At 56.4% G+C, this 22,038-nt stretch carries 24 protein-coding genes; all 24 read left to right on the top strand.

Annotated features, from left to right (window positions below; all coding sequences use genetic code 11):
• The first annotated feature begins 23 nt into the window (after positions 1-23).
• Positions 24-293, top strand: coding sequence for a flagellar biosynthesis protein FliQ (fliQ, locus tag AB5Y86_RS13225; protein ID WP_069529536.1), 270 nt, complete (start codon positions 24-26; stop codon positions 291-293).
• Positions 290-1,087 carry a flagellar biosynthetic protein FliR gene (gene fliR / locus AB5Y86_RS13220; protein ID WP_019444720.1) on the top strand — a complete coding sequence of 266 codons (798 nt, stop codon included), beginning with the start codon at positions 290-292 and terminating at the stop codon, positions 1,085-1,087. The genes fliQ and fliR overlap by 4 nt, the downstream gene beginning before the upstream one ends.
• Positions 1,080-2,210, top strand: a complete 1,131-nt coding sequence (flhB, locus tag AB5Y86_RS13215; protein WP_368193031.1) for a flagellar biosynthesis protein FlhB — start codon at positions 1,080-1,082, stop codon at positions 2,208-2,210. Before fliR ends, flhB begins: the two co-directional genes overlap by 8 nt.
• Positions 2,211-2,317: 107 nt before the next feature.
• Complete coding sequence (flhA, locus tag AB5Y86_RS13210; RefSeq protein WP_005353675.1) at positions 2,318-4,420, top strand: flagellar biosynthesis protein FlhA; 2,103 nt, start codon at positions 2,318-2,320, stop codon at positions 4,418-4,420.
• A gap of 16 nt (positions 4,421-4,436) precedes the next feature.
• Positions 4,437-5,861, top strand: a complete 1,425-nt coding sequence (flhF, locus tag AB5Y86_RS13205; protein ID WP_368193030.1) for a flagellar biosynthesis protein FlhF — start codon at positions 4,437-4,439, stop codon at positions 5,859-5,861.
• Between the two features lies 1 nt (position 5,862).
• Positions 5,863-6,738, top strand: a complete 876-nt coding sequence (locus tag AB5Y86_RS13200; RefSeq protein WP_013723550.1) for a MinD/ParA family protein — start codon at positions 5,863-5,865, stop codon at positions 6,736-6,738.
• On the top strand, positions 6,731-7,450 hold the full coding sequence (locus tag AB5Y86_RS13195) for an RNA polymerase sigma factor FliA (protein ID WP_368193028.1): 720 nt from the start codon (positions 6,731-6,733) through the stop codon (positions 7,448-7,450). The genes AB5Y86_RS13200 and AB5Y86_RS13195 overlap by 8 nt, the downstream gene beginning before the upstream one ends.
• Before the next feature lie 111 nt (positions 7,451-7,561).
• Positions 7,562-7,945: a chemotaxis response regulator CheY gene (cheY, locus tag AB5Y86_RS13190; protein ID WP_013723552.1), complete on the top strand. Its 384-nt coding sequence runs from the start codon at positions 7,562-7,564 to the stop codon at positions 7,943-7,945.
• A 12-nt stretch (positions 7,946-7,957) separates the two neighbouring features.
• Complete coding sequence (locus AB5Y86_RS13185; protein ID WP_005353668.1) at positions 7,958-8,698, top strand: protein phosphatase CheZ; 741 nt, start codon at positions 7,958-7,960, stop codon at positions 8,696-8,698.
• 11 nt (positions 8,699-8,709) lie between these two features.
• Positions 8,710-10,902, top strand: coding sequence for a chemotaxis protein CheA (locus tag AB5Y86_RS13180; RefSeq protein WP_368193027.1), 2,193 nt, complete (start codon positions 8,710-8,712; stop codon positions 10,900-10,902).
• 32 nt (positions 10,903-10,934) lie between these two features.
• Positions 10,935-12,050: a chemotaxis response regulator protein-glutamate methylesterase gene (locus AB5Y86_RS13175; protein ID WP_139731732.1), complete on the top strand. Its 1,116-nt coding sequence runs from the start codon at positions 10,935-10,937 to the stop codon at positions 12,048-12,050.
• Positions 12,051-12,052: 2 nt separating this feature from the next.
• The gene (locus AB5Y86_RS13170) at positions 12,053-12,790 is read left to right on the top strand and encodes a flagellar motor protein (protein WP_368193026.1); all 738 of its coding nucleotides are present in this window, start codon (positions 12,053-12,055) and stop codon (positions 12,788-12,790) included.
• 2 nt (positions 12,791-12,792) lie between these two features.
• Positions 12,793-13,713, top strand: a complete 921-nt coding sequence (locus tag AB5Y86_RS13165) for a flagellar motor protein MotB (RefSeq protein ID WP_368193025.1) — start codon at positions 12,793-12,795, stop codon at positions 13,711-13,713.
• Positions 13,714-13,717: 4 nt separating this feature from the next.
• Positions 13,718-14,512 (top strand): ParA family protein, encoded by a 795-nt coding sequence (locus AB5Y86_RS13160; RefSeq protein WP_236356160.1) that lies wholly within the window; start codon positions 13,718-13,720, stop codon positions 14,510-14,512.
• Positions 14,509-15,381: a chemotaxis protein CheW gene (locus AB5Y86_RS13155; RefSeq protein ID WP_368193024.1), complete on the top strand. Its 873-nt coding sequence runs from the start codon at positions 14,509-14,511 to the stop codon at positions 15,379-15,381. The genes AB5Y86_RS13160 and AB5Y86_RS13155 overlap by 4 nt, the downstream gene beginning before the upstream one ends.
• A 69-nt stretch (positions 15,382-15,450) precedes the next feature.
• Positions 15,451-15,939 (top strand): chemotaxis protein CheW, encoded by a 489-nt coding sequence (locus AB5Y86_RS13150; protein WP_005298836.1) that lies wholly within the window; start codon positions 15,451-15,453, stop codon positions 15,937-15,939.
• Positions 15,940-15,967: 28 nt separating this feature from the next.
• Positions 15,968-16,345 carry a DUF2802 domain-containing protein gene (locus AB5Y86_RS13145; protein WP_005334692.1) on the top strand — a complete coding sequence of 126 codons (378 nt, stop codon included), beginning with the start codon at positions 15,968-15,970 and terminating at the stop codon, positions 16,343-16,345.
• A 198-nt stretch (positions 16,346-16,543) separates the two neighbouring features.
• A complete protein-coding gene (gene ccmA, locus AB5Y86_RS13140) occupies positions 16,544-17,188 on the top strand; it encodes a cytochrome c biogenesis heme-transporting ATPase CcmA (RefSeq protein ID WP_368193023.1) in 645 nt (214 codons plus the stop codon).
• Positions 17,189-17,192: 4 nt separating this feature from the next.
• Positions 17,193-17,861 (top strand): heme exporter protein CcmB, encoded by a 669-nt coding sequence (gene ccmB, locus AB5Y86_RS13135; protein ID WP_005353658.1) that lies wholly within the window; start codon positions 17,193-17,195, stop codon positions 17,859-17,861.
• Positions 17,862-18,031: 170 nt separating this feature from the next.
• Positions 18,032-18,772 (top strand): heme ABC transporter permease, encoded by a 741-nt coding sequence (locus AB5Y86_RS13130; RefSeq protein WP_005334687.1) that lies wholly within the window; start codon positions 18,032-18,034, stop codon positions 18,770-18,772.
• Positions 18,773-18,774: 2 nt separating this feature from the next.
• Positions 18,775-18,981 (top strand): heme exporter protein CcmD, encoded by a 207-nt coding sequence (gene ccmD / locus AB5Y86_RS13125; protein WP_005353657.1) that lies wholly within the window; start codon positions 18,775-18,777, stop codon positions 18,979-18,981.
• Positions 18,978-19,469 (top strand): cytochrome c maturation protein CcmE, encoded by a 492-nt coding sequence (gene ccmE, locus AB5Y86_RS13120; protein ID WP_005334685.1) that lies wholly within the window; start codon positions 18,978-18,980, stop codon positions 19,467-19,469. The genes ccmD and ccmE overlap by 4 nt, the downstream gene beginning before the upstream one ends.
• A gap of 82 nt (positions 19,470-19,551) precedes the next feature.
• Entirely contained in the window at positions 19,552-21,507 is a 1,956-nt protein-coding gene (locus AB5Y86_RS13115; RefSeq protein ID WP_076491433.1) for a heme lyase CcmF/NrfE family subunit, read from the top strand.
• Positions 21,504-22,034, top strand: coding sequence for a DsbE family thiol:disulfide interchange protein (locus AB5Y86_RS13110; protein WP_005353655.1), 531 nt, complete (start codon positions 21,504-21,506; stop codon positions 22,032-22,034). Before AB5Y86_RS13115 ends, AB5Y86_RS13110 begins: the two co-directional genes overlap by 4 nt.
• The last annotated feature ends 4 nt before the right edge of the window (positions 22,035-22,038 follow it).

Here is a 22,038-nt window from a genome sequence, read left to right as displayed (position 1 = left end):
GGTCGAGCGCAAGGAGCCCGAACATGAGTCCTGAAACCTTTGTCGACGTCTTTCGCGAGGCGCTCTGGTTGGTCAATATCATGGTCAGCGCCGTGATCCTGCCCAGCCTCGCAATCGGACTGGTGGTAGCCATCTTTCAGGCGGCCACCTCCATCAACGAACAGACCCTGAGCTTTCTGCCCCGTCTCATCGTGACACTGTTTGCGCTGGGGGCTGGCGCTCACTGGGGTCTGCAGAGTCTGATGGACTTCTTCATACTGATGGTCAATCAAATCCCCGAGGTGGTGGGATGACCTACACAACCGCTCTGATCATGGAGTGGTTGTCTTCCATCCTCTGGCCGCTGGCGCGGGTGAGCAGCCTGCTGATGGTGATGGCGGTGTTTGGCAGCCGCCTTGCTCCTGCGCGGGTACGGATGGGGCTGGCGCTTGCTATCACCTTTCTGATTGCCCCGCTGCTTCCGAAAATGCCCCCTATCGAGCTCTTCTCTGCCGGCAGTTTTCTGGTATTGGGCCAGCAGCTGCTGATCGGTATTGCACTCGGCCTGATGACCCAGTTTCTGATGGAGAGCTTCGTGATGGCCGGTCAGGTCATCGCCATGCAGACCAGCTTGGGTTTTGCCACCCTGGTGGACCCGATGAATGGCCAGTCGGCTCCCGTGGTGGGTCAGTTCTATCTGATGTTGGCGACCCTGGTGTTTCTGGCGCTGGATGGTCATCTGGTGATGCTGCGGCTGGTGATCCTCAGTTTTGAGACCTTGCCGGTGTCGGACGCCGGACTCACTTTACCGGCCATCCGTACCCTGATCGGTTTTCTCGGTGTGATGTATCAGGCCTCACTGGTGATGGCCCTTTCTGCCATCGTCGCCTTGCTCTTAATCAACTTCGCCTTTGGTGTCATGACCCGGGCTGCGCCGCAACTCAACATTTTCAGTATCGGTTTTGCGGTCAGCATGATGTCGGGTCTGCTGATCCTCTGGCTCACTATCGGCGGGTTCCTCGGCCACTTCGACATCATGTGGGAGCGGGTGCAGGAGGTCAGCTGCGAGCTGATCAACACCCAGTGCTTCGGGGGCGCTCATGGCTGATACCGACCAGGAACGTACCGAACAACCCACGGGCAAACGACTGCAACAGGCCCGTGAAAAAGGGCAGATTGCACGTTCAAAAGAGCTGGGGACCGCTAGCGTTCTGCTCTCGGCGGTATTTGGCCTGCTGATGCTCAAAGCCTCGCTGGCGACGGCCATGATCAAGGTTGTCACCATGGGCTTTACCCTGGACAGGGAGCAGGCTTTCGATCCCAATGCCATGATCGCTATGGTGCCGGCGCTGCTGGGGGAACTGGTGCTTCCGCTGGGACTCTTGTTTGCACTGGTGGCGATTGCCGCTTTTATCGGCAACACCCTGATGGGGGGGATGAACTTCTCCACCGAAGCCATGATGCCCAAGATGAGCAAGCTGAGTCCACTCAGCGGCCTCAAGCGCATGTTCGGGGTGCAGTCGCTGATCGAGCTGGTCAAATCCATCGCCAAGGTGGTGTTCATCACCCTGTTTGCCTGGTGGATGCTATCCAGCCAGTTCAATCACCTGCTTAACCTCTCTATGGAGGGTTTCCCCGGCGGTATTATCGATGCGCTGGAGTTGTTTCTCTGGATGTTGATCATCCTCTGCTGCGCCCTGCTTCCCATCGTTGCCATCGACGTGCCGTTCCAGCAGTGGAACCACATGCGTCAGCTCAAGATGACCAAACAGGAGGTCAAGGACGAGTTCAAGGACAGCGAAGGCAAGCCTGAGGTAAAGGGCAAGATCCGTCAGTTGCAGATGCAGATGGCGATGCGCCGGATGATGGGGGATGTACCCAAGGCCGATGTGGTGATCACCAACCCGACCCACTACTCGGTAGCGCTCAAGTATGATGCGGGAAAACCCGGTGCCGCGCCCAAGGTCGTGGCCAAGGGCACCGATGAAATTGCAATGAAGATCAGGGAGATCGCCAGAGAGTACGAGATCCCCATCATGCCGTCACCGGCTTTGACCCGGGCTATTTACCACTCAACTGAGCTGGGCCACGAGATCCCGGAAGGGCTGTTTGCGGCGGTTGCCCAGGTGCTCGCCTATGTCTTCCAGCTCAAGAAATTCCGCCGCGGTCAGGGGCGCCGTCCCCAGCCGCTGGCTAAAGATCTCCCCATTCCGACCGAATATCGCAAATGACAAAGTTCTGACGTAGTCAAAATAAATCCATTGCATTTCAATGTCTTGTATTGTTGGCTTGATGTTTGCTTTAATCTGGCACCAGCAGGTTGAAATTGAGAAGCGCGATGGAATTCAAGGCAGTATTGGGCCAGTTCAAAGAGTACCGGGGAGTATTGGGCAAAGGCCTTGGCACCCCTCTGCTGGTATTGGCCGCGCTCGGTATGGTGGTGTTACCCATCCCGCCGCTGATGCTGGACGTGCTCTTCTCCTTTAACATTGCCCTCTCCATCGTGGTGCTGCTGGTATCCGTCTATACCCGCCGCCCCCTCGAATTTGCGGCCTTCCCGACCGTACTGCTGCTCGCTACCTTGCTACGGTTGGCGTTGAACGTTGCCTCGACCCGGGTGGTGTTACTGGAAGGCCATAATGGCAGTGCGGCGGCCGGCCATGTGATCGAGGCGTTCGGTAACGTGGTGATCGGCGGCAACTATGCGGTCGGCATCATCGTTTTTACCATCCTGATGATCATCAACTTTGTGGTGATCACCAAGGGTGCCGGGCGGATCGCGGAAGTGAGTGCCCGTTTTACCCTTGATGCGATGCCGGGCAAACAGATGGCCATCGATGCCGATTTGAACGCCGGCCTCATCAATCAGGAAGAGGCGAAGAAGCGTCGTCAGGATGTGACCCAGGAAGCCGACTTCTACGGCTCCATGGATGGTGCCTCCAAGTTTGTCAAAGGGGATGCCATTGCGGGCATCATGATCCTCTTTATCAACATTATCGGCGGCTTCATCATCGGGATGATGCAGCACCAGCTGACCTTCAGCGAATCTGCCGAGATCTATACCTTGTTGGCCATCGGTGACGGTCTGGTGGCGCAGATCCCCTCCCTGCTGCTCTCCATCGCCGCCGCCATCATAGTGACCCGTCAGAATACCGATCAGGACATGGGTACCGCAGTACTAGGCCAGCTGTTTGACAATCCCAAGGCGCTGATCATCTCGGCCGGGATTCTGCTGATGATGGGGCTGGTGCCGGGGATGCCGCATTTCGCCTTCCTGAGTCTGGGGGCTCTTGCCGCCGCTGGCGCCTGGTGGTTGCTGCGCCGCGAGAAACTGGCTGCCGCCAAAGCGGCTAAGGGCGAGCTGCTGCCTGCCACTGCCGAACAACCTCATGAGCAGAAAGAGCTGAGCTGGGATGATGTGATGCCGGTGGACATCATCGGGCTGGAAGTGGGTTATCAGCTGATCCCGCTGGTGGATCGCAATCAGGGTGGCGAACTGCTCAACCGGATCAAAGGGGTGCGCAAGAAACTCTCGCAAGAGCTGGGCTTTCTGGTCCCGGCCGTCCACATTCGCGACAACCTGGATCTGGCGCCAAACCAATACCGCATCACCTTGATGGGGGTCAGTACCGGCGAGGCCAATGTCTACCATGATAAGGAGATGGCCATCAATCCGGGGCAGGTGTTCGGCCAGATCCAGGGGATAGCGACCCGGGATCCCGCCTTCGGGCTGGAAGCGGTCTGGGTTGCCAAGGAGATGGTCTCTCAGGCACAGACGCTGGGGTATACGGTGGTGGATACCGCGACCGTGGTGGCTACCCATCTGAGCCAGATCCTGACCAACCATGCGGCTCTGCTGCTGGGCCATGACGAGGTACAACAACTGCTCGACATGATTGGCAAACATCAGAGCAAGCTGGTCGAAGGGTTGGTACCGGAAGTGATCAGCATGGGTAACCTTGTGAAGGTATTGCAGAATTTGCTCAATGAAGGCGTGCCAATCCGCGATATGCGCACTATCCTGCAGACCCTGGTTGAATACGCGCCGCGCAGTCCGGATCCGGAAGTGCTCACGGCCGCTTGCCGGATTGCCCTGCGTCGCCTGATTGTGCAGGAGATTGCAGGCCCCGATCCCGAGCTGCCGGTGATTACCTTGGCGCCGGAATTGGAACGTATATTGCATCAATCCCTGCAGGCTGGTGGCGGTGATGGTGCCGGTATTGAACCGGGTCTGGCAGAGCGGATGCAGCGCTCGCTGGTGGAAGCCACTCAACGACAAGAGTTGGAAGGCCAACCGGCCGTGCTTCTGACATCGGGGATCTTGCGCAATACCCTGGCGAAATTTGTCAAGAATGCCATTCCTGGATTGCGCGTTCTGTCTTATCAGGAAGTGCCTGACGACAAGCAGATCCGCATCGTCAGTGCGGTAGGGCAGAACTAGTTAGCGGAGACGACGGGTGAAGATTAAGCGGTTTTTTGCCAAGGATATGCGAACGGCTCTGGCCGAGGTCAAGGAGACTCTCGGGCCTGACGCCGTCATCATGTCCAACAAGAAGGTCACCGGAGGGGTAGAGATAGTCGCCGCAGTCGATTATCAATCCCAGATCCCGGGGCCCAAAGATGCGCCGGTTCGCCGTCAGCTGAACGATGAGAGCGTCAATATTTCGTCTGCTGCACGGCAGATGATCCGCCCCGAGCCGTCGCCGGCGAAGGAGCAGAACGAACATTATGCCGATACCCTGGCCGCCTTGCTGGCGCGCCAGCAGAAGCTCAAGCCGGGCAATGGGGCGCCACTGGGTAATATCCAATCGGCCGGTCTGGCCGCTGCCAATGCTGCGCCCAGAACATTGGCCGAGCAGGGGCAGTGGGGCGCCGCTCCGGAACCTGCCAAGCCCAAGGCCCGGGTTGCGTCCGGCCAGCGCCCCCCTCAACCTGCTCAGCGGGATCAGGAGATGGAGGGGATGCGCAAGGAGATGGCCAGCATCCGCAAATTGCTGGAGCACCAGATCTCCGGGCTGATGTGGCAAGAGGTGGAGCGCCGCGAACCGATGCGGGCTCTGCTGATCAAGGAGCTCAAGAAGCTCGGCTTTGATGATGCCTTTGCCGATCAACTGGCGGGACTGATCCCCGAAGATATGTCCATCCATCAGGCGATGGCCCAGTTGGCCGAGGTGTTGACGGCCCAGCTCAAGATCAGCGAGGACGAGATCATGCGTCAGGGCGGCGCGGTGGCGCTGCTTGGCCCGACCGGGGTGGGCAAAACCACCACTATTGCCAAGCTGGCGGCCCGTTTCGCCATGAAGTATGGCGCCGAGCAAGTGGCGCTGATCACCACCGACAACTACCGGATTGGTGCCCATGAACAGCTGCAGACCTATGGCCGCATCATGGGTTGCCCGGTACGGCAGGTGCGTGATGCCGAAGAGCTGGCCAATGCCCTTTATCAGTTCCGCCATCGTCGGCTGGTACTTATCGATACGGCCGGGGTTGGCCAACGGGATATCCGCCTGACCGAGCAGCTCGATACCCTGGTCAAGAATGCCAAGGTACGGATCCGCAGTTATCTGGTGATGTCGGCAACTTCCCAGCGTCGGGTGATGCAGGAGGCGGTTGACCATTTCCGGCGTATTCCATTAAGCGGCTGCATACTTACCAAATTGGATGAAAGTCTGAATCTGGGCGAAGTGATTAACGTGTGTATCCAGAATTCATTGCCCATCAGCTATATCACTGACGGACAAAGGGTTCCGGAAGATATTCAGGTTGCCAATGCGGCGCAGCTCGTCGGGGCTGCCATGGGCTCGCTGGAGCGAGAAACAGAGGAGCCCTATTTCTGGGGCGCAGGCTTTGGCGAGGCCGAAGATTCGGAGTTTTATGAGTAACATGTATATGGATCAGGCGAGTGGTCTGCGCAAAATGCGTCAAAACAATCGAGTAAAAGTAATCGCCGTTTCCGGTGGTAAAGGTGGCGTGGGCAAGACCAACGTGACCCTGAACGTGGCCGGAGCGATGGCCGCCCAAGGCAAGCGGGTGATGGTGCTGGATGCCGACCTGGGTCTGGCCAACGTCGACGTCATGCTGGGGTTGCGGGTTCATCGCAACCTCTCTCATGTCCTGGCTGGTGAATGCACCATCGACGATATCATCGTCGAAGGCCCCTACGGCATGATGATCGTGCCTGCGACCTCGGGCACCCAGTCCATGGTCGAGCTTTCTCCGGTGCAGCATGCCGAGCTTATCCGTGCCTTCAGCGAAATGAAGACCCAGGTCGACATCCTGCTGGTGGATACGGCTGCGGGGATCTCCGACATGGTGCTGAGCTTCACCCGCGCAGCGCAAGACATCATGGTGGTGGTCTGCGATGAACCGACCTCCATCACCGATGCCTACGCCCTCATCAAGATCCTCTCCAAGGATCACGGTGTGTTTCGTTTCAAGGTAGTGGCCAATATGGTGCGCAGTCTGCGTGAAGGGCAGGAGCTCTTTGCCAAATTGACTCGGGTCACGGATCGTTTCCTCGACACCTCGCTGGAGCTGGTCGCCTGTGTACCCTATGACACCAATCTGCGTGCCGCCGTGCGCAAGCAGAAGCTGATTGTCGAGGCGTTTCCCAAGTCGCCGGCCGCACTGGCGTTCCGTGCCCTTGCCAACAAGGCGGCGAGCTGGCCGGTTCCTAATCAGCCGGGCGGCCATCTGGAGTTTTTCCTGGAAAATTTGTTGCAGAAACCGGCCACAACACAGGAAGGTTCCCGTGAATAAAGCCCAAGCGTACTTGCGTCATCAGGATTCCTACGTGCTGGTGGAGCGTCATGCTCCCCTGGTCAAGCGAATTGCCCAGCATTTGTTGGCTCGCCTGCCCAGCAGTGTCTTGCTGGATGACCTGATCCAGGCAGGTATGATTGGGCTGCTTGAAGCCTCCCGCAACTTTGACGGTAGCAAGGGGGCCAGCTTCGAGACGTATGCCGGGATCCGCATCCGAGGCGCCATGCTGGATGAGATCCGGCGTGGTGACTGGGTACCCCGCTCTGTGCATCGCAACAGTCGCGCTATTGCAGAGGCGATCGAGAGTGTCGAGCAGACTCACGGGCGTGACGCGCGAGATACCGAGGTTGCTGCCGAGATGGGGGTATCCATCGCTGATTACCATGCGATGCTGCAAGATGTCTCCTGCGGCAAAATTATCGGCATCGAAGATTTGGGGGTCAGCGAGGATGTGATCGGCAACACCGATGATGCCCATTCAGGCTCGGGATTCGATGAATTGGCTGCCGAGCGATTTCAGATTCAATTATCCGAGCAAATTGGTCGTCTACCAGAGAGGGAGGCTTTGGTTCTCTCTCTTTACTACGATGAAGAGCTGAATTTGCGTGAAATTGGCGAAGTTTTGAATGTCAGCGAGTCGCGTGTGAGCCAGATCCACAGTCAGGCAATGCACAGATTGCGTGCTCGTTTGAGAGATTGGCATCTATAAGTGTTTGTACTGGCTACACTGAGATGAAACTCTAAGGCATAATCCGCACGACACAACCCGTTTTTAGCATCATGTAAGTGAGCCACTCTGGTGGCTATTTAGGAGGGAATTTTGGACAAGAACATGAAAATCCTCATTGTTGACGATTTTTCAACGATGCGCCGGATTATCAAGAACTTGCTGCGCGACTTGGGATTCAACAATACCCATGAGGCGGATGACGGCAATACAGCGCTGCCGATGCTGAAAAATGGTGATTTTCAGTTTGTAGTTACCGACTGGAACATGCCTGGCATGCAAGGTATTGACCTGCTTAAAGCCATCCGTGTCGATGAGAAGCTCAAGCATCTGCCGGTACTGATGGTAACCGCTGAAGCCAAACGTGAGCAGATCATTGAAGCCGCCCAAGCTGGCGTCAACGGTTACATCGTCAAGCCCTTCACCGCAGCAACGCTCAAAGAAAAACTCGACAAAATTTTCGAACGAATTGGCTAAGGAGCTGCAGGGATGATGGCCAAAACGAGAGCAATGATTTCGCTCGACCAGGCAAGGATGCTTGTTGCTCATCTGGAGCAAGGCGAATTTGAGCTGGCCGATGAACTGCTTGCCGAAGTATGTGCCCCCAACGCAGCCGATCTGTTTGAAAAAGTAGGTCAGCTGACCCGACAACTGCATGATTCACTTCAAGAATTTCGCCTTGATCCCCGTATTCCCGATTTGGCTACTCATGATATTCCCGATGCTCGGGAGCGCTTGAGCTACGTTATCGATATGACCGACAAAGCGGCCAATCGCACAATGGATGCGGTGGAAGCCAGTTTGCCGATAGCGGATCGCCTGAATGACAATATCCAGCTGGTGATGCCGAACTGGAATGCCCTGATGTCTCGTGACATGAGCGTGGGGCAGTTCAAATCCTTATGTCACCAACTTGATGATTTTATTAAGGCTTCAGAGTCTGATGCCGATAAATTACGGCAACTGCTGACAGAAATCCTGATGGCACAAGATTTTCAGGATTTGACAGGTCAGATGATCCGCAAGGTCATCAAGCTTGTTCAGGAAGTTGAAACAAAATTAATAGAAATGCTGACCATGTTTGGTGAGGCTTCTGCTGAGCATTCAACTCGTAGTATTCCTGTCAACGGGATTGAAGCAGAGGGCCCTATCATGAACCCCGAGGCTCGTGCCGATGTGGTCAATGGTCAGGATGATGTGGACGATCTGCTGTCTAGCTTGGGATTCTAATGGAGTGACGCATGGCCTTCGAAGTTGATGAAGACATACTGCAAGACTTTCTGGTCGAAGCATCCGAAATATTGGAACAGTTGTCTGAACAACTGGTCGACTTGGAAAAGCGGCCCGATGACAAGAACCTGTTGAATGCCATCTTTCGCGGTTTCCATACCGTGAAAGGGGGGGCAGGTTTTCTGTCGCTCGGTGAACTGGTTGATGTATGCCACGGTGCGGAAAACGTGTTCGATATCTTGCGTAATGGCAAGCGAACCGTTACTGCGGAGCTGATGGATGTGATCCTGCAAGCGCTGGATGCCATCAATGTCATGTTCGCCCAGGTTCAAAATCGCGAAGCACCCAGCCCTGCGTCAGATGATTTGCTTCATGACCTCCATGAGTTGTGCAAGCCAGAAGGGGAAGAGCAACTGCGCACTGCTACCAGTGCGGCTGCGGCTGTAGAATCTGAACCTGCAGCACCGGTAGTTGTTGAAGAAGTTGCTCCAGAAGTTGTTGAACCCGCAGCCATCAGCAGCGAGCCTGCTCCTGTCAATGGCGGCGGCTCGATCGATGAAATTTCTGCAGACGAATTCGAGCGTCTGCTGGACGAACTCCACGGCGTGGGTGGGGCTCCGACCAAGACGGCTGCAGCAGCCCCGATAGCGGGTGGCTCTGGCGATATCACCGATGATGAGTTTGAGGCCTTGCTGGACCAGCTCCATGGCCAGGGACAGCACATGGGGGCGCCAGAGGTGAATCCTCTGAAGTCCGTGCAAAAAGAGGTGGACGAGCTTATCGATGATGATGAGTTTGAACGCCTGCTTGATGAATTGCATGGTCGTGGTCAAGGGCCTCAGAGTACTATGGCACCTGCCGCACCTGCCGCACCTGCCGCACCTGCCGCACCTGCTGCGGTGACTCCGCCCAAACCGGCCACACCTGTAGCCAAACCAGCACCGGCTGCTCCCGCAAAACCTGCCGAAGCAGCCAAGGCACCAACGCCTGCCGCCAAGGCGGCGCCTGCGCTAGTAGAAAACAGTGCCGTGCAAAGCGATACGACGGTGCGGGTGGATACCAAGACCCTCGATGTCATCATGAACATGGTAGGCGAGTTGGTACTGGTTCGTAATCGGCTGGTGAGCTTGGGTATTGCCAGCAATGATGAAGAGATGTCAAAGGCGGTTGCCAATCTGGATGTGGTAACGGCTGACCTGCAAGGTGCGGTGATGAAAACCCGCATGCAGCCAATCAAGAAGGTATTTGGTCGTTTCCCGCGCGTGGTGCGTGATCTGGCCAGAACCCTCAAGAAAGAGATTGAGCTGGTGATGGTGGGGGAAGAGACCGATCTTGATAAAAACCTGGTAGAGGCGCTCGCCGATCCTCTGGTTCACCTCGTTCGCAACTCCTGCGATCACGGGGTCGAAATGCCGGATGTGCGGGAGAAAGCGGGCAAACCGCGGCAAGGGACGATCACCCTTAGCGCCTCCCAGCAAGGCGATCATATCCTGCTTTGCATCGAGGATGATGGGGCTGGGATGGATCCGGAGAAGCTCAAGTCCATCGCTATCAGTCGCGGTGTTCTGGATGCAGATACTGCCGCTCGCATGAGCGACAACGATGCCTATAACCTGATCTTTGCCCCGGGCTTTTCAACCAAGGCCGAGATCTCCGATATATCTGGCCGTGGTGTCGGAATGGATGTGGTTAAAACCAGCATTGTCAGCCTCAATGGGTCGGTGCATATCGATTCCACTTGGGGGAAAGGTACCCGTCTCGAAATCAAGGTTCCGTTGACGCTAGCCATTCTGCCGACTCTGATGGTTGAAGTGGGTGAGCAGACCTTCGCGCTTCCCCTTGGTTGTGTGAACGAGATTTTCCATCTGGACCTGAAAAAGGCCAACATGGTTGATGGCCAGCTCACCATCATTGTGCGCGAGAAGGCGATACCGCTTTTCTATCTGCATAAATGGTTGATCCGCGGCGCCAACAAGCGTTCACGCCAGGATACCGGACATGTGGTGATCGTGCAGATTGGCACTCAGCAAATCGGGTTTGTGGTAGACAGCCTGATTGGTCAGGAAGAGGTGGTGATCAAGCCACTTGATAACCTGCTGCAAGGCACCCCTGGCATGGCCGGGGCGACAATTACCAGTGATGGCGGAATTGCTCTTATTTTGGATGTGCCGAGTCTGCTCAAAGCATATGCGCGTAGACATTAATAGCTCAGGCCCAAGGAGTTAGAAAAACAACAATGGCAGTCAAGGTATTAGTTGTCGACGATTCGAGCTTCTTTCGCCGTCGGGTGAGCGAGATCATCAATCAGGATCCCATGCTGACGGTGATTGATACGGCCCAGAATGGACGTGAGGCGGTGGACAAGGCGATGTCGCTGCGCCCTGATGTGATCACCATGGACATCGAAATGCCCGTCATGGATGGCATCAGTGCGGTGCGGGAGATCATGGCCAAGTGCCCAACCCCCATTCTGATGTTCTCCTCCCTGACCCATGAAGGGGCCAAGGCTACGCTGGATGCGCTGGACGCCGGTGCCCTAGACTTTTTGCCCAAGAAGTTTGAGGACATTGCCAGAGACAAAGATGAAGCGGTCAGACTGTTGCAACAGCGGGTAAAGGAGATCTCCCGCAAGCGCTTCCTGATGACATCCGCTGCTCGTCCCAAAGCACCTGAACCGGTTGCTCGTGCTCCTCTGGGCAGCACTTCACCCAGAACTCCTGATCGTCAGCCTGACCTGCAACGCACTGTGCCAAGTGCTTCATTCAAGCGCAGTGGCAAGAGTTATCAGTTGGTGGCGATCGGTACTTCTACCGGCGGACCTGTTGCTTTGCAAAATGTGCTGACCAAGTTGCCGGGGGATTTTCCCCATCCCATCCTGCTTATCCAGCATATGCCAGCCACTTTTACCGCCGCGTTTGCTGCCCGTCTCAACGGGTTATGCCAGATTGGCGTCAAGGAAGCGGAAGATGGCGATGTGCTTAAACCAGGGCATGCCTATCTTGCTCCCGGTGGCAAACAGATGCTGTTGGAAGGTCGTGGTGCAGGGGCCCGCATTCGCATCGTGGATGGCAACGACAAGGTAAATTACAAGCCTTGTGTGGACATCACCTTTGCCTCTGCGGCCAAAACCTATGCCGACAAGGTATTGGCGATTGTGCTGACCGGTATGGGTGCTGATGGCCGTGATGGCGCCAGACTGCTGAAAGAGCAGGGCTCAACCATCTGGGCTCAGGATGAGGCTTCCTGCGTGGTATATGGTATGCCGCAAGCGGTAGCCAAAGCGGGGATTGCCAGCGAATCACTCCCTCTGGACAAGGTGGCCCAGCGTATTCTGGTTGAGTTGGGGCGCTAATCATGGGCTTGCTCGGTCTGCTCCTGGCATTGGGGGCTATTGCCATTGCCCAACTGTGGCATGGCGGCTCCCTGTTGACGCTGGTGGACGGCCCTGCTTTTTTGATCGTGCTGGGGGGTACCGTCGGTGCCGTCACGTTGCAGACTCCAGCCAAGTACATCCTGCTGGCGTTGCGCCAGCTGTTATGGATTTTTACTCCTCCCCGCCAGGATCTTGCGACGCAGGCCGAACGGTTACAGTCGTGGGCCGTCTTTGCGCGCCAGCAAGGGCTGCTGGCTCTTGAAAATCAGGCTGAGCAGGAGGAAGACAACTTTACCCGTCAAGGGCTTGGCATGATTGTCGATGGAGTATCCACGGAGGATATTCGCATGTTGCTCGAAGCCGATATCGATATCGAGCAGGAGAGTAATGAACATGCCGCCAGGGTATTTGAAGCTATGGGGGGGTACAGTCCGACCATCGGGATCATCGGTGCCGTGCTGGGCCTGATCCAGGCCATGTTTCATCTCGAAGACCCGTCAGCGCTGGGGGCGGGTATCGCAGTGGCATTTGTGGCAACCATCTATGGAGTGGGGTTTGCCAACCTCATCTACCTGCCTATCGCCAACAGGCTACGCGCATTTCACTATCACTATGCACTCTTTCAGGAGATGACCCTGGAAGGGCTGCTGGCTATCGCCCATGGTGAAAACGGCTTGCAGGTTGAACGCCGGCTCAGGGCCTATTTGAAAGGAGAGTAGCCATGCGCAAGCGCTATCGGTTGCACTTGCAGGGTCGCGAGCATCTTGACCGCTGGCTGGTCTCCTATGCCGATTATATGACGCTGATCTTTGCCTTGTTCGTGGTGCTCTACTCTGTTGCATTGGTGAATAAGGACAAGTATCGCGCGGTGATTGATGGTATGAGCCAGGCGTTCAGTGTCATGCAGTCTGGCGGCAATGGCTTGCTTGAAGGGCAGGGTAATTCCCTGCTGGATAACCCGGTATCTGCCTCTCTATCATTGCTGGAAAGCCCAGCATCCCCCTCTCCTTCACTTGCTCCTATTTCTGGTGTGCCAGTGCTGCAAGATGGCGCGACACTTGCAAAACTCGATATGCAGTTGCAACAGAGCATGGGCTCGCTGGTGGATGCCGGTATCGTCAAACTGACGCAAGATGAGAATTGGCTGACGATAGAACTTAGTTCCGGGTTGTTGTTTGGCAGCGGCAGTGCCTTTTTGGGACCAAACGCTGCACCGGTCATTAATACTCTTTCAAGTATTCTCAAACCGGTCGATAACTATGTAAGGGTTCGGGGTTATACCGATAACCAACAGATAAATAATGAAATTTATCGTTCTAACTGGGCGCTTTCTGCTGCTCGGGCCGAAGCGGTACTCAATGGCTTGATTGCTGATGGGATCGCCCCCCAGCGTCTGGCGTTCGAGGCATATGGCGAGTTTTCCCCCTTTGCTGACAACGGCAGCGAGCAGGGCAGACTGCAGAATCGCAAGGTTGTGGTCGCTATCTCCAAGTTTGCCTGGGTGCCGCCAGCACCTGTGGTTGCAACGCCTACGGTAGTTGCCGAACCGGTTCCTGCTGTACAACAGGCTGTGGATGCAGGAGAGATCAAGGTGATCGCCTTGCCCGGTGGTGGCATACGCATAACAACAAGGCAGGATTGATACAGTGATTGTTTGGACGGTTGCCAACCAGAAAGGTGGTGTGGGTAAAACCACCACAGTGGTCTCGCTTGCGGGGATCCTGGCCCAGCGTGGCCAGCGGGTGCTGTTGATTGATACCGACCCCCATGCTTCGCTGACTGCATATCTTGATTTTGATTCAGATCGCCTGGATGGAACCCTCTATGAGTTGTTTCAAGCTGTCAAACCGACAGCCGAGCTTGTCAATAAACTGACGCTCAAGACCAAATTCGAAAATATCAACTTGCTGCCAGCATCTATTACCTTGGCGACCCTTGATCGGGTGATGGGCAATCGTGAGGGGATGGGACTGGTACTGAAACGGGCACTGCTGCGCATTCAGGATCAATATGATTACGTGCTGATCGATTGCCCGCCAGTGCTGGGGGTGATGATGGTCAACGCGCTGGCTGCCTGCGATCGCATTCTGGTGCCTGTCCAGACCGAATTTCTGGCCCTCAAGGGGTTGGAGCGGATGATGAAAACATTCGAGATCATGCAGCGTTCCAAGCGTGACAAGTTTCGCTATACCGTGATCCCGACCATGTTCGACAAGCGCACTCGTGCCTCTCTGATGACCTTGAAGTCGATTAAGGATCAATATGGTGATTCGGTGTGGAATGCGGTGATCCCTATTGATACCAAGTTTCGGGATGCCAGCTTGCTGCATATCCCCCCGTCTATCTATTCTCCCGGGAGTCGTGGAACCTATGCATATGAAACGCTGCTCAACTATCTTGATGCCCTTGAGCGGCAACGGGTTCATGAGGTGACGGCATGAGAGATACCATTCAAGTTCGGGCGATGGATGACTATTTCCATTCTCTGCTGCTCGATGAGCCACTGGCGCTGGATGAGGTAGAAGAGGCTCAATCTGCCCCTGTTTTACAGTTGCAACGTCAGCCCCAAAGCGTCCCCGAGGTAGTCGCTGCACCTTACCTCGAAAGCGATCCACGGCTTGCCCAACTTGGTGAACTATTGGCTCAGGTGGGACAAGTCCAGTTCGAAAATGATGCCTTCACCCAAGAGATAACACTCACCACTCCGCTGGAGATTGTGGCAGAGGAATCACTGCTGCCGGTGGAGCCTGAATGGCCTGCGGAGGTGCTGCTCCCCGAGGTTGCGGAACCCCATACTACTATCCTGACCGAGACGGCGCTGGAGGTTGCTCCGGTAGAGGCCAGTGAACCTGTTACCTGGGAAAATATCGATACCGGTAAAGAGTTTCAGGCCCTTTTCTTTGAAGTCGCGGGCGTGACGTTTGCGGTGCCGTTGACCGAGCTGGGTGGTATTCATCAGCTGGGCGAGATCACCTCACTGTTTGGCCAGCCAGGTTGGTACAAGGGGATCATGACCTCCCGCGAGCAGAAGATGAATGTGGTCGATACTGCCCAGTGGGTCATGCCGGGTCAGCATCTCGAGATGGATGATTACAAGTATTTGATTATGCTTGGTGAATCTCCGTGGGGATTAGCCTGCCATCATCTCAAAGGGACTGAATTGTTACACCGTGACCAGGTGAAATGGCGCCATCAGGAGGGCAAGCGCCCCTGGTTGGCGGGCATGGTCAAAGAAAAAATGTGTGCCCTGTTACACGTCCGCGAACTGCTCCTGTTGCTGGAACGTGGGGTTAACATAGAAGGTCGCTGATAACTTCTGCAATCGAGCTGTTTTATTGCTAGTTTTAGCAGTAGACGTTTTCATAAAAGGAATAAAAACATGACAGAAAAGCGCAATATTGCACAGAATCTGGCCGAAGATGAAGTGCTGCAATGGGTAACCTTCCAACTGGAAAACGAAACCTACGGCATCAATGTGATGCAGGTTCAGGAGGTGTTGCGCTACACCGAAATTGCACCGGTGCCGGGTGCGCCTGAGTACGTACTGGGGATCATCAACCTGCGTGGCAATGTGGTGACTGTCATCGATACCCGTTCCCGTTTCGGTCTGCCTTCCGGTGATGTGAGTGAAAACTCCCGGATCGTGATCATCGAGGCCGAGAAGCAGGTGATCGGCATCATGGTCGACAGCGTGGCGGAAGTGGTTTATCTGCGCTCTTCCGAGATCGATGCGGCACCTGCGGTCGGCACTGAAGAGAGTGCCAAGTTTATTCAGGGGGTGAGCAACCGCGATGGGCAACTGCTGATCCTGGTTGACTTGAACAAGCTGCTCTCCGATGAAGAGTGGGAAGATATCGGTTCCCTCTGATAAGTAAGGTGATGTTTTGATAATCGAGATGGTTGCCTTGGGGATGTCCCTGATTGCCTTGGCGTTTGCCTCTTATATCTGGTTCAAGAGCAAGCGCAGCAAGCAGGAGTCCGAGGCCAGTGTGGCAACCCTGCAAGGTCAGTTGGAAAGCTTGCGCAAGCAGATGATGGAACTCCATACCGGCGCTATTGGCATGGGGCAGCGTCTGCAGTCGGTGGAAGGGGCGATGCAGCAGGTCAATGAGCGCCAGCAAGAGCTGACCATGCAGGATCCCGAACGCAGGCTCTACAGCCGAGCGGCAAAGATGGTCGAACTGGGCGCCGATCTTGATGAAGTCATGAGTGAGTGCGAGTTGCCAAAGGCAGAGGCTGAGCTCTTGATATCGTTGCGAAAAGGTCGCTCTTGATGATTCAGGAAGGCAATTGCCTTCCTGAATTTTATGGCGTGCAGCCGCTTTTCCCCCAGCAGCGTTGAGCGAGTAGTTTCTACCGTATTTTCTTTGTGATCCCGGTCGCCAGTCAGTTCAATTGTTGCATCTTTGAAAAGACGTATTCGAATACTGTGTTAAGATGCAGACCGCTTCATTTTCTCTGAAAAAATCCCCATGCTGCTTCAAGTTAACAATCTGAGCTGCGTGCGTGAAGATCGCACTCTGTTTGAACACCTCTCTTTCTCTGTTGCGCCCGGCGATCTGGTGCAAATTGAAGGGCCCAACGGGGTCGGCAAGACCAGCCTGTTGCGATTGTTGACCGGGCTGTCGCAGCCGTTTGCCGGTGAGGTGTGCTGGAATGGGGAGAATATTCGTCACTGTCGTGATGAGTATCATGCCAATCTGCTCTATCTCGGCCATCAGCCCGGTGTCAAAGCGGCGCTGACCCCTTTTGAAAACCTGAAGTTCTACCAGCAGTTGCATTACCCGCAGCAAACAGAGACTGACTTGTGGCAGATATTGGCCCGGGTAGGGCTGGCCGGATTTGAAGAGTACCCGACCGGCCAACTCTCTGCCGGCCAGCAACGCCGGGTGGCTCTGGCCAGACTCTGGCTGTCACAGAAACCGGCACTCTGGATCCTCGATGAACCCTTTACCGCCATCGACAAGCAAGGGGTCAAGGTGCTCGAACAGCTCTTTCTGGCCCACGCCGAGCGGGGCGGCATGGTGATCCTCACCACTCATCAGGATCTGACCCTGATGCAGGGACGGCTGAAGACTATCTCGTTGACCCCCTTCGCATCGACATTGCAGGAGTAACGCCATGTTGCGCGCTGTTATGCACCTTATTCACCGTGAACTGCTGATGGCTCTGCGCCAGCGTTCCGATATTCTCAACCCGCTCTGGTTTTTCCTCATCGTCATCACCCTGTTTCCGTTAGGCATTGGCCCGGAGCCCAAACTGCTGGCCCGTATTGCCCCGGGGATCATCTGGGTGGCGGCGCTATTGGCGGCCATGCTGTCGCTGGAGCGGCTGTTTCGCGACGACTTTGCCGATGGCGCGCTGGAGCAGATGATGCTGATGCCGCACCCGCTGGGCTTGCTGGCGCTGGCGAAAGTGGTTGCTCACTGGCTGCTGACCGGCTTGCCGCTGCTGCTTATCTCTCCCTTGCTGGCGATTTTGCTGTCGCTGGATATGAACACCTATCTAGCCGTCGTCGCGACGCTGGCACTGGGCACTCCTGTATTGAGCCTGCTCGGCGCGGTCGGGGTCGCGTTGACGGTGGGATTGCGCAAAGGCGGGGTGCTGCTTAGTCTGCTGATCCTGCCGCTCTATATTCCGGTACTGATTTTTGCCACCTCAGCCATCGATGCCGCGGGGATGAGCTTGCCCTATGGCGGGCAGCTTGCCATTCTGGCCGCCATGCTGGTGGGGGCTTTGACACTGACGCCGCTGGCTGTGTCGGCGGCGTTGCGGGTCAGCCTCAACTGATGGCCGTGAGCTGAACCGGATTTGGCTCCGAACGGAGTCTTTTTGCAAAAAATAATGTTGCGATGGATCAAGGAGAGTGCCGCTTATTGCTTTCGGGGTATTTGATGCTGCCCTGCGGTCGGTATGGTAGGCCTCGCCAAACGATTAATAACAAAAAGGTTTTGTGAGCTATGTGGAAATGGTTGCACCCTTATGCCAAACCGGAGCGTGCCTATCAGCTGGCAGGCACGCTGTTGCCCTGGTTTGCGGTAATTAGTCTGCTCTCGTTTGTGATCGGTACTGTCTGGGGCCTCGCGTTTGCGCCAGCGGATTACCAGCAGGGAGATTCGTTCCGGATCATCTATATCCACGTGCCTTCCGCCATTCTCTCCATGGGAGCCTACTCCACCATGGCGGTGGCCGCCTTTATCGGCCTGGTGTGGCAACTGCGGATGGCGGACATGACGGTTGCAGCCATTGCGCCGGTCGGCGCCGTATTTACCTTTATTGCCCTCTTTACCGGTGCCGCCTGGGGCAAACCGATGTGGGGTACCTGGTGGGTGTGGGATGCGCGGCTCACCTCTGAACTGATCCTGCTGTTTCTCTACCTCGGCGTGATAGCCCTCTACAACGCCTTCAGCGACAAGGTGGTCGCTGGCCGTGCGGCCGGCATTCTGGCACTGGTTGGGGTGATCAACCTGCCCATCATTCACTACTCGGTGGAGTGGTGGAACACCCTGCATCAGGGGGCTACCATCACCAAATTTGACAAACCCTCCATTTCACCCGAGATGCTTTGGCCGCTGCTGATCATGATCCTGGCATTTGCCGCATTTCTCGGGGCCCTGACCCTGATGCGTTTTCGCAATGAACTCCTGATGCGGGAGTGGCATCGCCCTTGGGTCAAAGAGATTGCAGAGCAGGAGAAGTAAGCATGCACTTTGCCTCTTTCAGTGATTTTATGGCGATGGGCGGTTACGCCTTCTATGTCTGGCTCTCTTTTGGCCTGACGCTGGTGTGTCTGGTCGGCATCATCATTTCTACCCGCATGAAAACCCGCAGCCTGCTCGCCGAATTGCGCAGCAAGCAGGCGCGTGAGGCCCGTCGCAAGGCGGCCCAGCAGATGGAGAACACCCTATGAACCCGAGACGCAAAAAACGCCTCACCATCATTCTTGCCATCACCCTGGGTCTGGCGACCGTCAGCGGGCTGGTGCTCTACGCCCTCAGTCAGAATATCGACCTCTTCTACACCCCGAGCGAGCTGGTGGAGGGGAAGGGGCCGGACAAGATCAAGCCGGAAGAGGGGCAGCGCCTGCGCATCGGTGGATTGGTCGTGCCGGGATCGGTACAGCGGGATCCCCAGAGCCTCAAGGTTGCCTTCAAGCTGGTGGATAACGGCGGTCATCTGGTGAAGGTCGAGTTTGACGGCATCCTGCCGGACTTGTTCCGTGAAGGGCAGGGGATTGTTGCCCAGGGCACCCTCAAGGATGCCACGACCGTAGAGGCGTTCGAGGTGCTGGCCAAGCACGATGAGAACTACATGCCGCCGGAAGTGGCCGATGCCACCAACGGCATGCACTTCAAGCCGGAGTATACCGAGGCGCAATTGAAGGGAGCCAAGCAGTGATCCCTCTGGTGTTTGCCTTTTCCGCTTTGCCTGCCGTGCGTGGTGCGGCTGTTGTCACCGTTCAATTGAAAGGAATGCCTTCATGATCCCGGAATTAGGTCAGTTTGCGCTGATCCTGGCCTTTGCCACCGCTCTGCTGCTGGGCAGTTACCCGCTGCTGGGCGCCAGTTGGGGGCGTCTTGGCATGATGTCGGCGGCTCGCCCGCTCGCCTATGCCCAGTTTTTGTTGCTGCTGCTGTCGTTTCTCTGCCTGACCTGGGCCTTTATCGATAACGACTTCACCGTGCAGTATGTGGCCACTAACTCCAACAGCCTGCTGCCGCTGGCCTATCGCATCTCGGCTGTGTGGGGCGCCCACGAAGGTTCCCTGCTGCTGTGGGTTCTGACCTTAGGGGGCTGGACTGCAGCGGTAGCCATGTTCAGCCGCCGTCTGCCGCTTGATGCTGTCGCGCGGGTACTCGGCGTGCTGGGGCTGATCTCGGTCGGCTTCACCGCGTTCGTGCTGTTCACCTCCGATCCCTTCACCCGCACTTTGCCCTATTTCCCGGTAGATGGTCGTGACCTCAATCCGCTGCTGCAGGATCCGGGTCTTATCTTCCATCCGCCGATGCTCTACATGGGTTATGTGGGCTTCTCGGTAGCGTTTGCCTTTGCCATTGCTTCGCTGATGACCGGTCGTCTCGATGCGACCTGGGCCCGCTGGTCTCGTCCCTGGACCATGGCTGCCTGGGTATTCCTGACCCTCGGCATAGTGCTCGGCTCCTGGTGGGCCTATTACGAACTCGGTTGGGGCGGCTGGTGGTTCTGGGATCCGGTAGAAAACGCCTCGTTTATGCCCTGGCTGGCGGGTACCGCTCTGCTGCACTCGCTGGCGGTGAGCGAGAAGCGCGCCACTTTCAAGGCGTGGACCGTGCTGCTGGCCCTGTCAGCCTTCTCGCTGAGCCTGCTGGGTACCTTCCTGGTGCGCTCCGGCGTGCTGGTGTCGGTCCATGCGTTTGCCTCCGATCCGACCCGCGGTCTGTTTATTCTCGGCTTCCTGCTGGCGGTGATCGGTTCATCCTTGCTGCTGTTTGCCTTTAAAGGCTCGCAGGTGAAGAGCCACGGCAAACACGAACTGTGGAGCCGCGAGACCCTGCTGCTTTGCAACAACATCATGCTGGTGGCGGGTCTGCTGACCGTGCTGCTCGGTACATTGCTGCCGCTGGTGCACAAGGAGCTGGGGCTGGGGAGCATCTCTATCGGTACTCCCTTCTTCAACCACATCTACAGCTGGCTGATCATCCCGTTTGCCCTGCTGCTGGGGGTTGGCCCGCTGTTTCGCTGGCGCCGTCAGGAGCTGGGGGAACTCAAAAGCAAGGTGGTCGTGGCACTGGTGCTGAGTCTGGCCGCAGCCTTGCTGTTGCCGCTGCTCTTTGCCGAAACCTTCAAGCCGTGGGCGGCGGTAGGGATTGGTCTGGGTGCCTGGATCATCGTCACCAGCGTGCAGGAGACCTGGGCGCGGGCTACCCACAAGCACAGCTTTGCAGTCGGTGTGCGCAAGCTTGGCAACAGCCACTGGGCCATGATCCTCGGCCATGTGGGGTTGGCAGTCAGCATCATAGGTATCGCCTGCACCCAGAACTACAGCATCGAGAAGGATCTGCGGATGCAGGCGGGTGATCGGGTGCACTTTGCCGATTACGAGTTCGTCTTTGCCGGGATCAAGGAGAAGAACGGCCCCAACTACGATGGCTTCAAGGGCGTGCTGGAAGTGCACCGCAATGGCGAGCAGGTCGCTCTGCTCAAGCCCGAGAAGCGGATGTACAAGGTGAGCCGGATGCCGATGACCGAAGCGGCCATCGATGCCGGTATCACCCGCGATCTATATGCGGCGCTGGGGGAACAGCTCGACAACGGAGCCTGGGCGGTGCGGATCTACTACAAGCCGTTCGTGCGCTGGATCTGGTTCGGCGGCGTCTTTATGGCCATTGGTGGCGTGCTGGCGATGCTGGACAAGCGTTACCGTTTCGGCCGTCGTGAGGAGGAGGCCAAGGCATGAACAAAAAGACCTGGTTGTTTTTAATCCCCTTTATCGTCTTTTTGCTGGGGGCAGTGTTCCTGTTCAAGGGGCTCTACTCCGATCCCACTAAGCTTGAGTCCGTGATGGTGGGCAAAGAGGTGCCGGTGTTCACCCTGCAGGACATTTACGATCTGAACAAGCAGCACGATCGCAGTATCCTGACCGGTCGCCCCATGCTGCTCAACGTTTGGGCCACCTGGTGCCCGACCTGCTATGGCGAGCACACCTACCTCAAACAACTGGCGGGGCAGGGCATTCCCATCATCGGCATGAACTACAAGGATGAGCGTGACAAGGCGATCAAATGGCTGGCGGAGCTGGGCAACCCCTATCAGGTCAACCTCTATGATCCGGACGGCATGCTGGGGCTGGATCTCGGGGTATATGGCGCGCCGGAGACCTTCTTTATCGACAGCAAGGGGATCATCCGGTATCGCCACGTGGGGGATATCAACCCCGAGAACTGGGCGTCGACCCTCAAACCCATCTTTGATGCCATGAAGTGAGGGG

Source organism: Aeromonas sp. s8 (assembly GCF_040907785.1).
GTDB lineage: Bacteria > Pseudomonadota > Gammaproteobacteria > Enterobacterales > Aeromonadaceae > Aeromonas > Aeromonas veronii.
The sequence above is the reverse complement of the archived record's forward strand: the minus strand, read 5'-3'. Positions and strand labels throughout refer to the sequence as shown.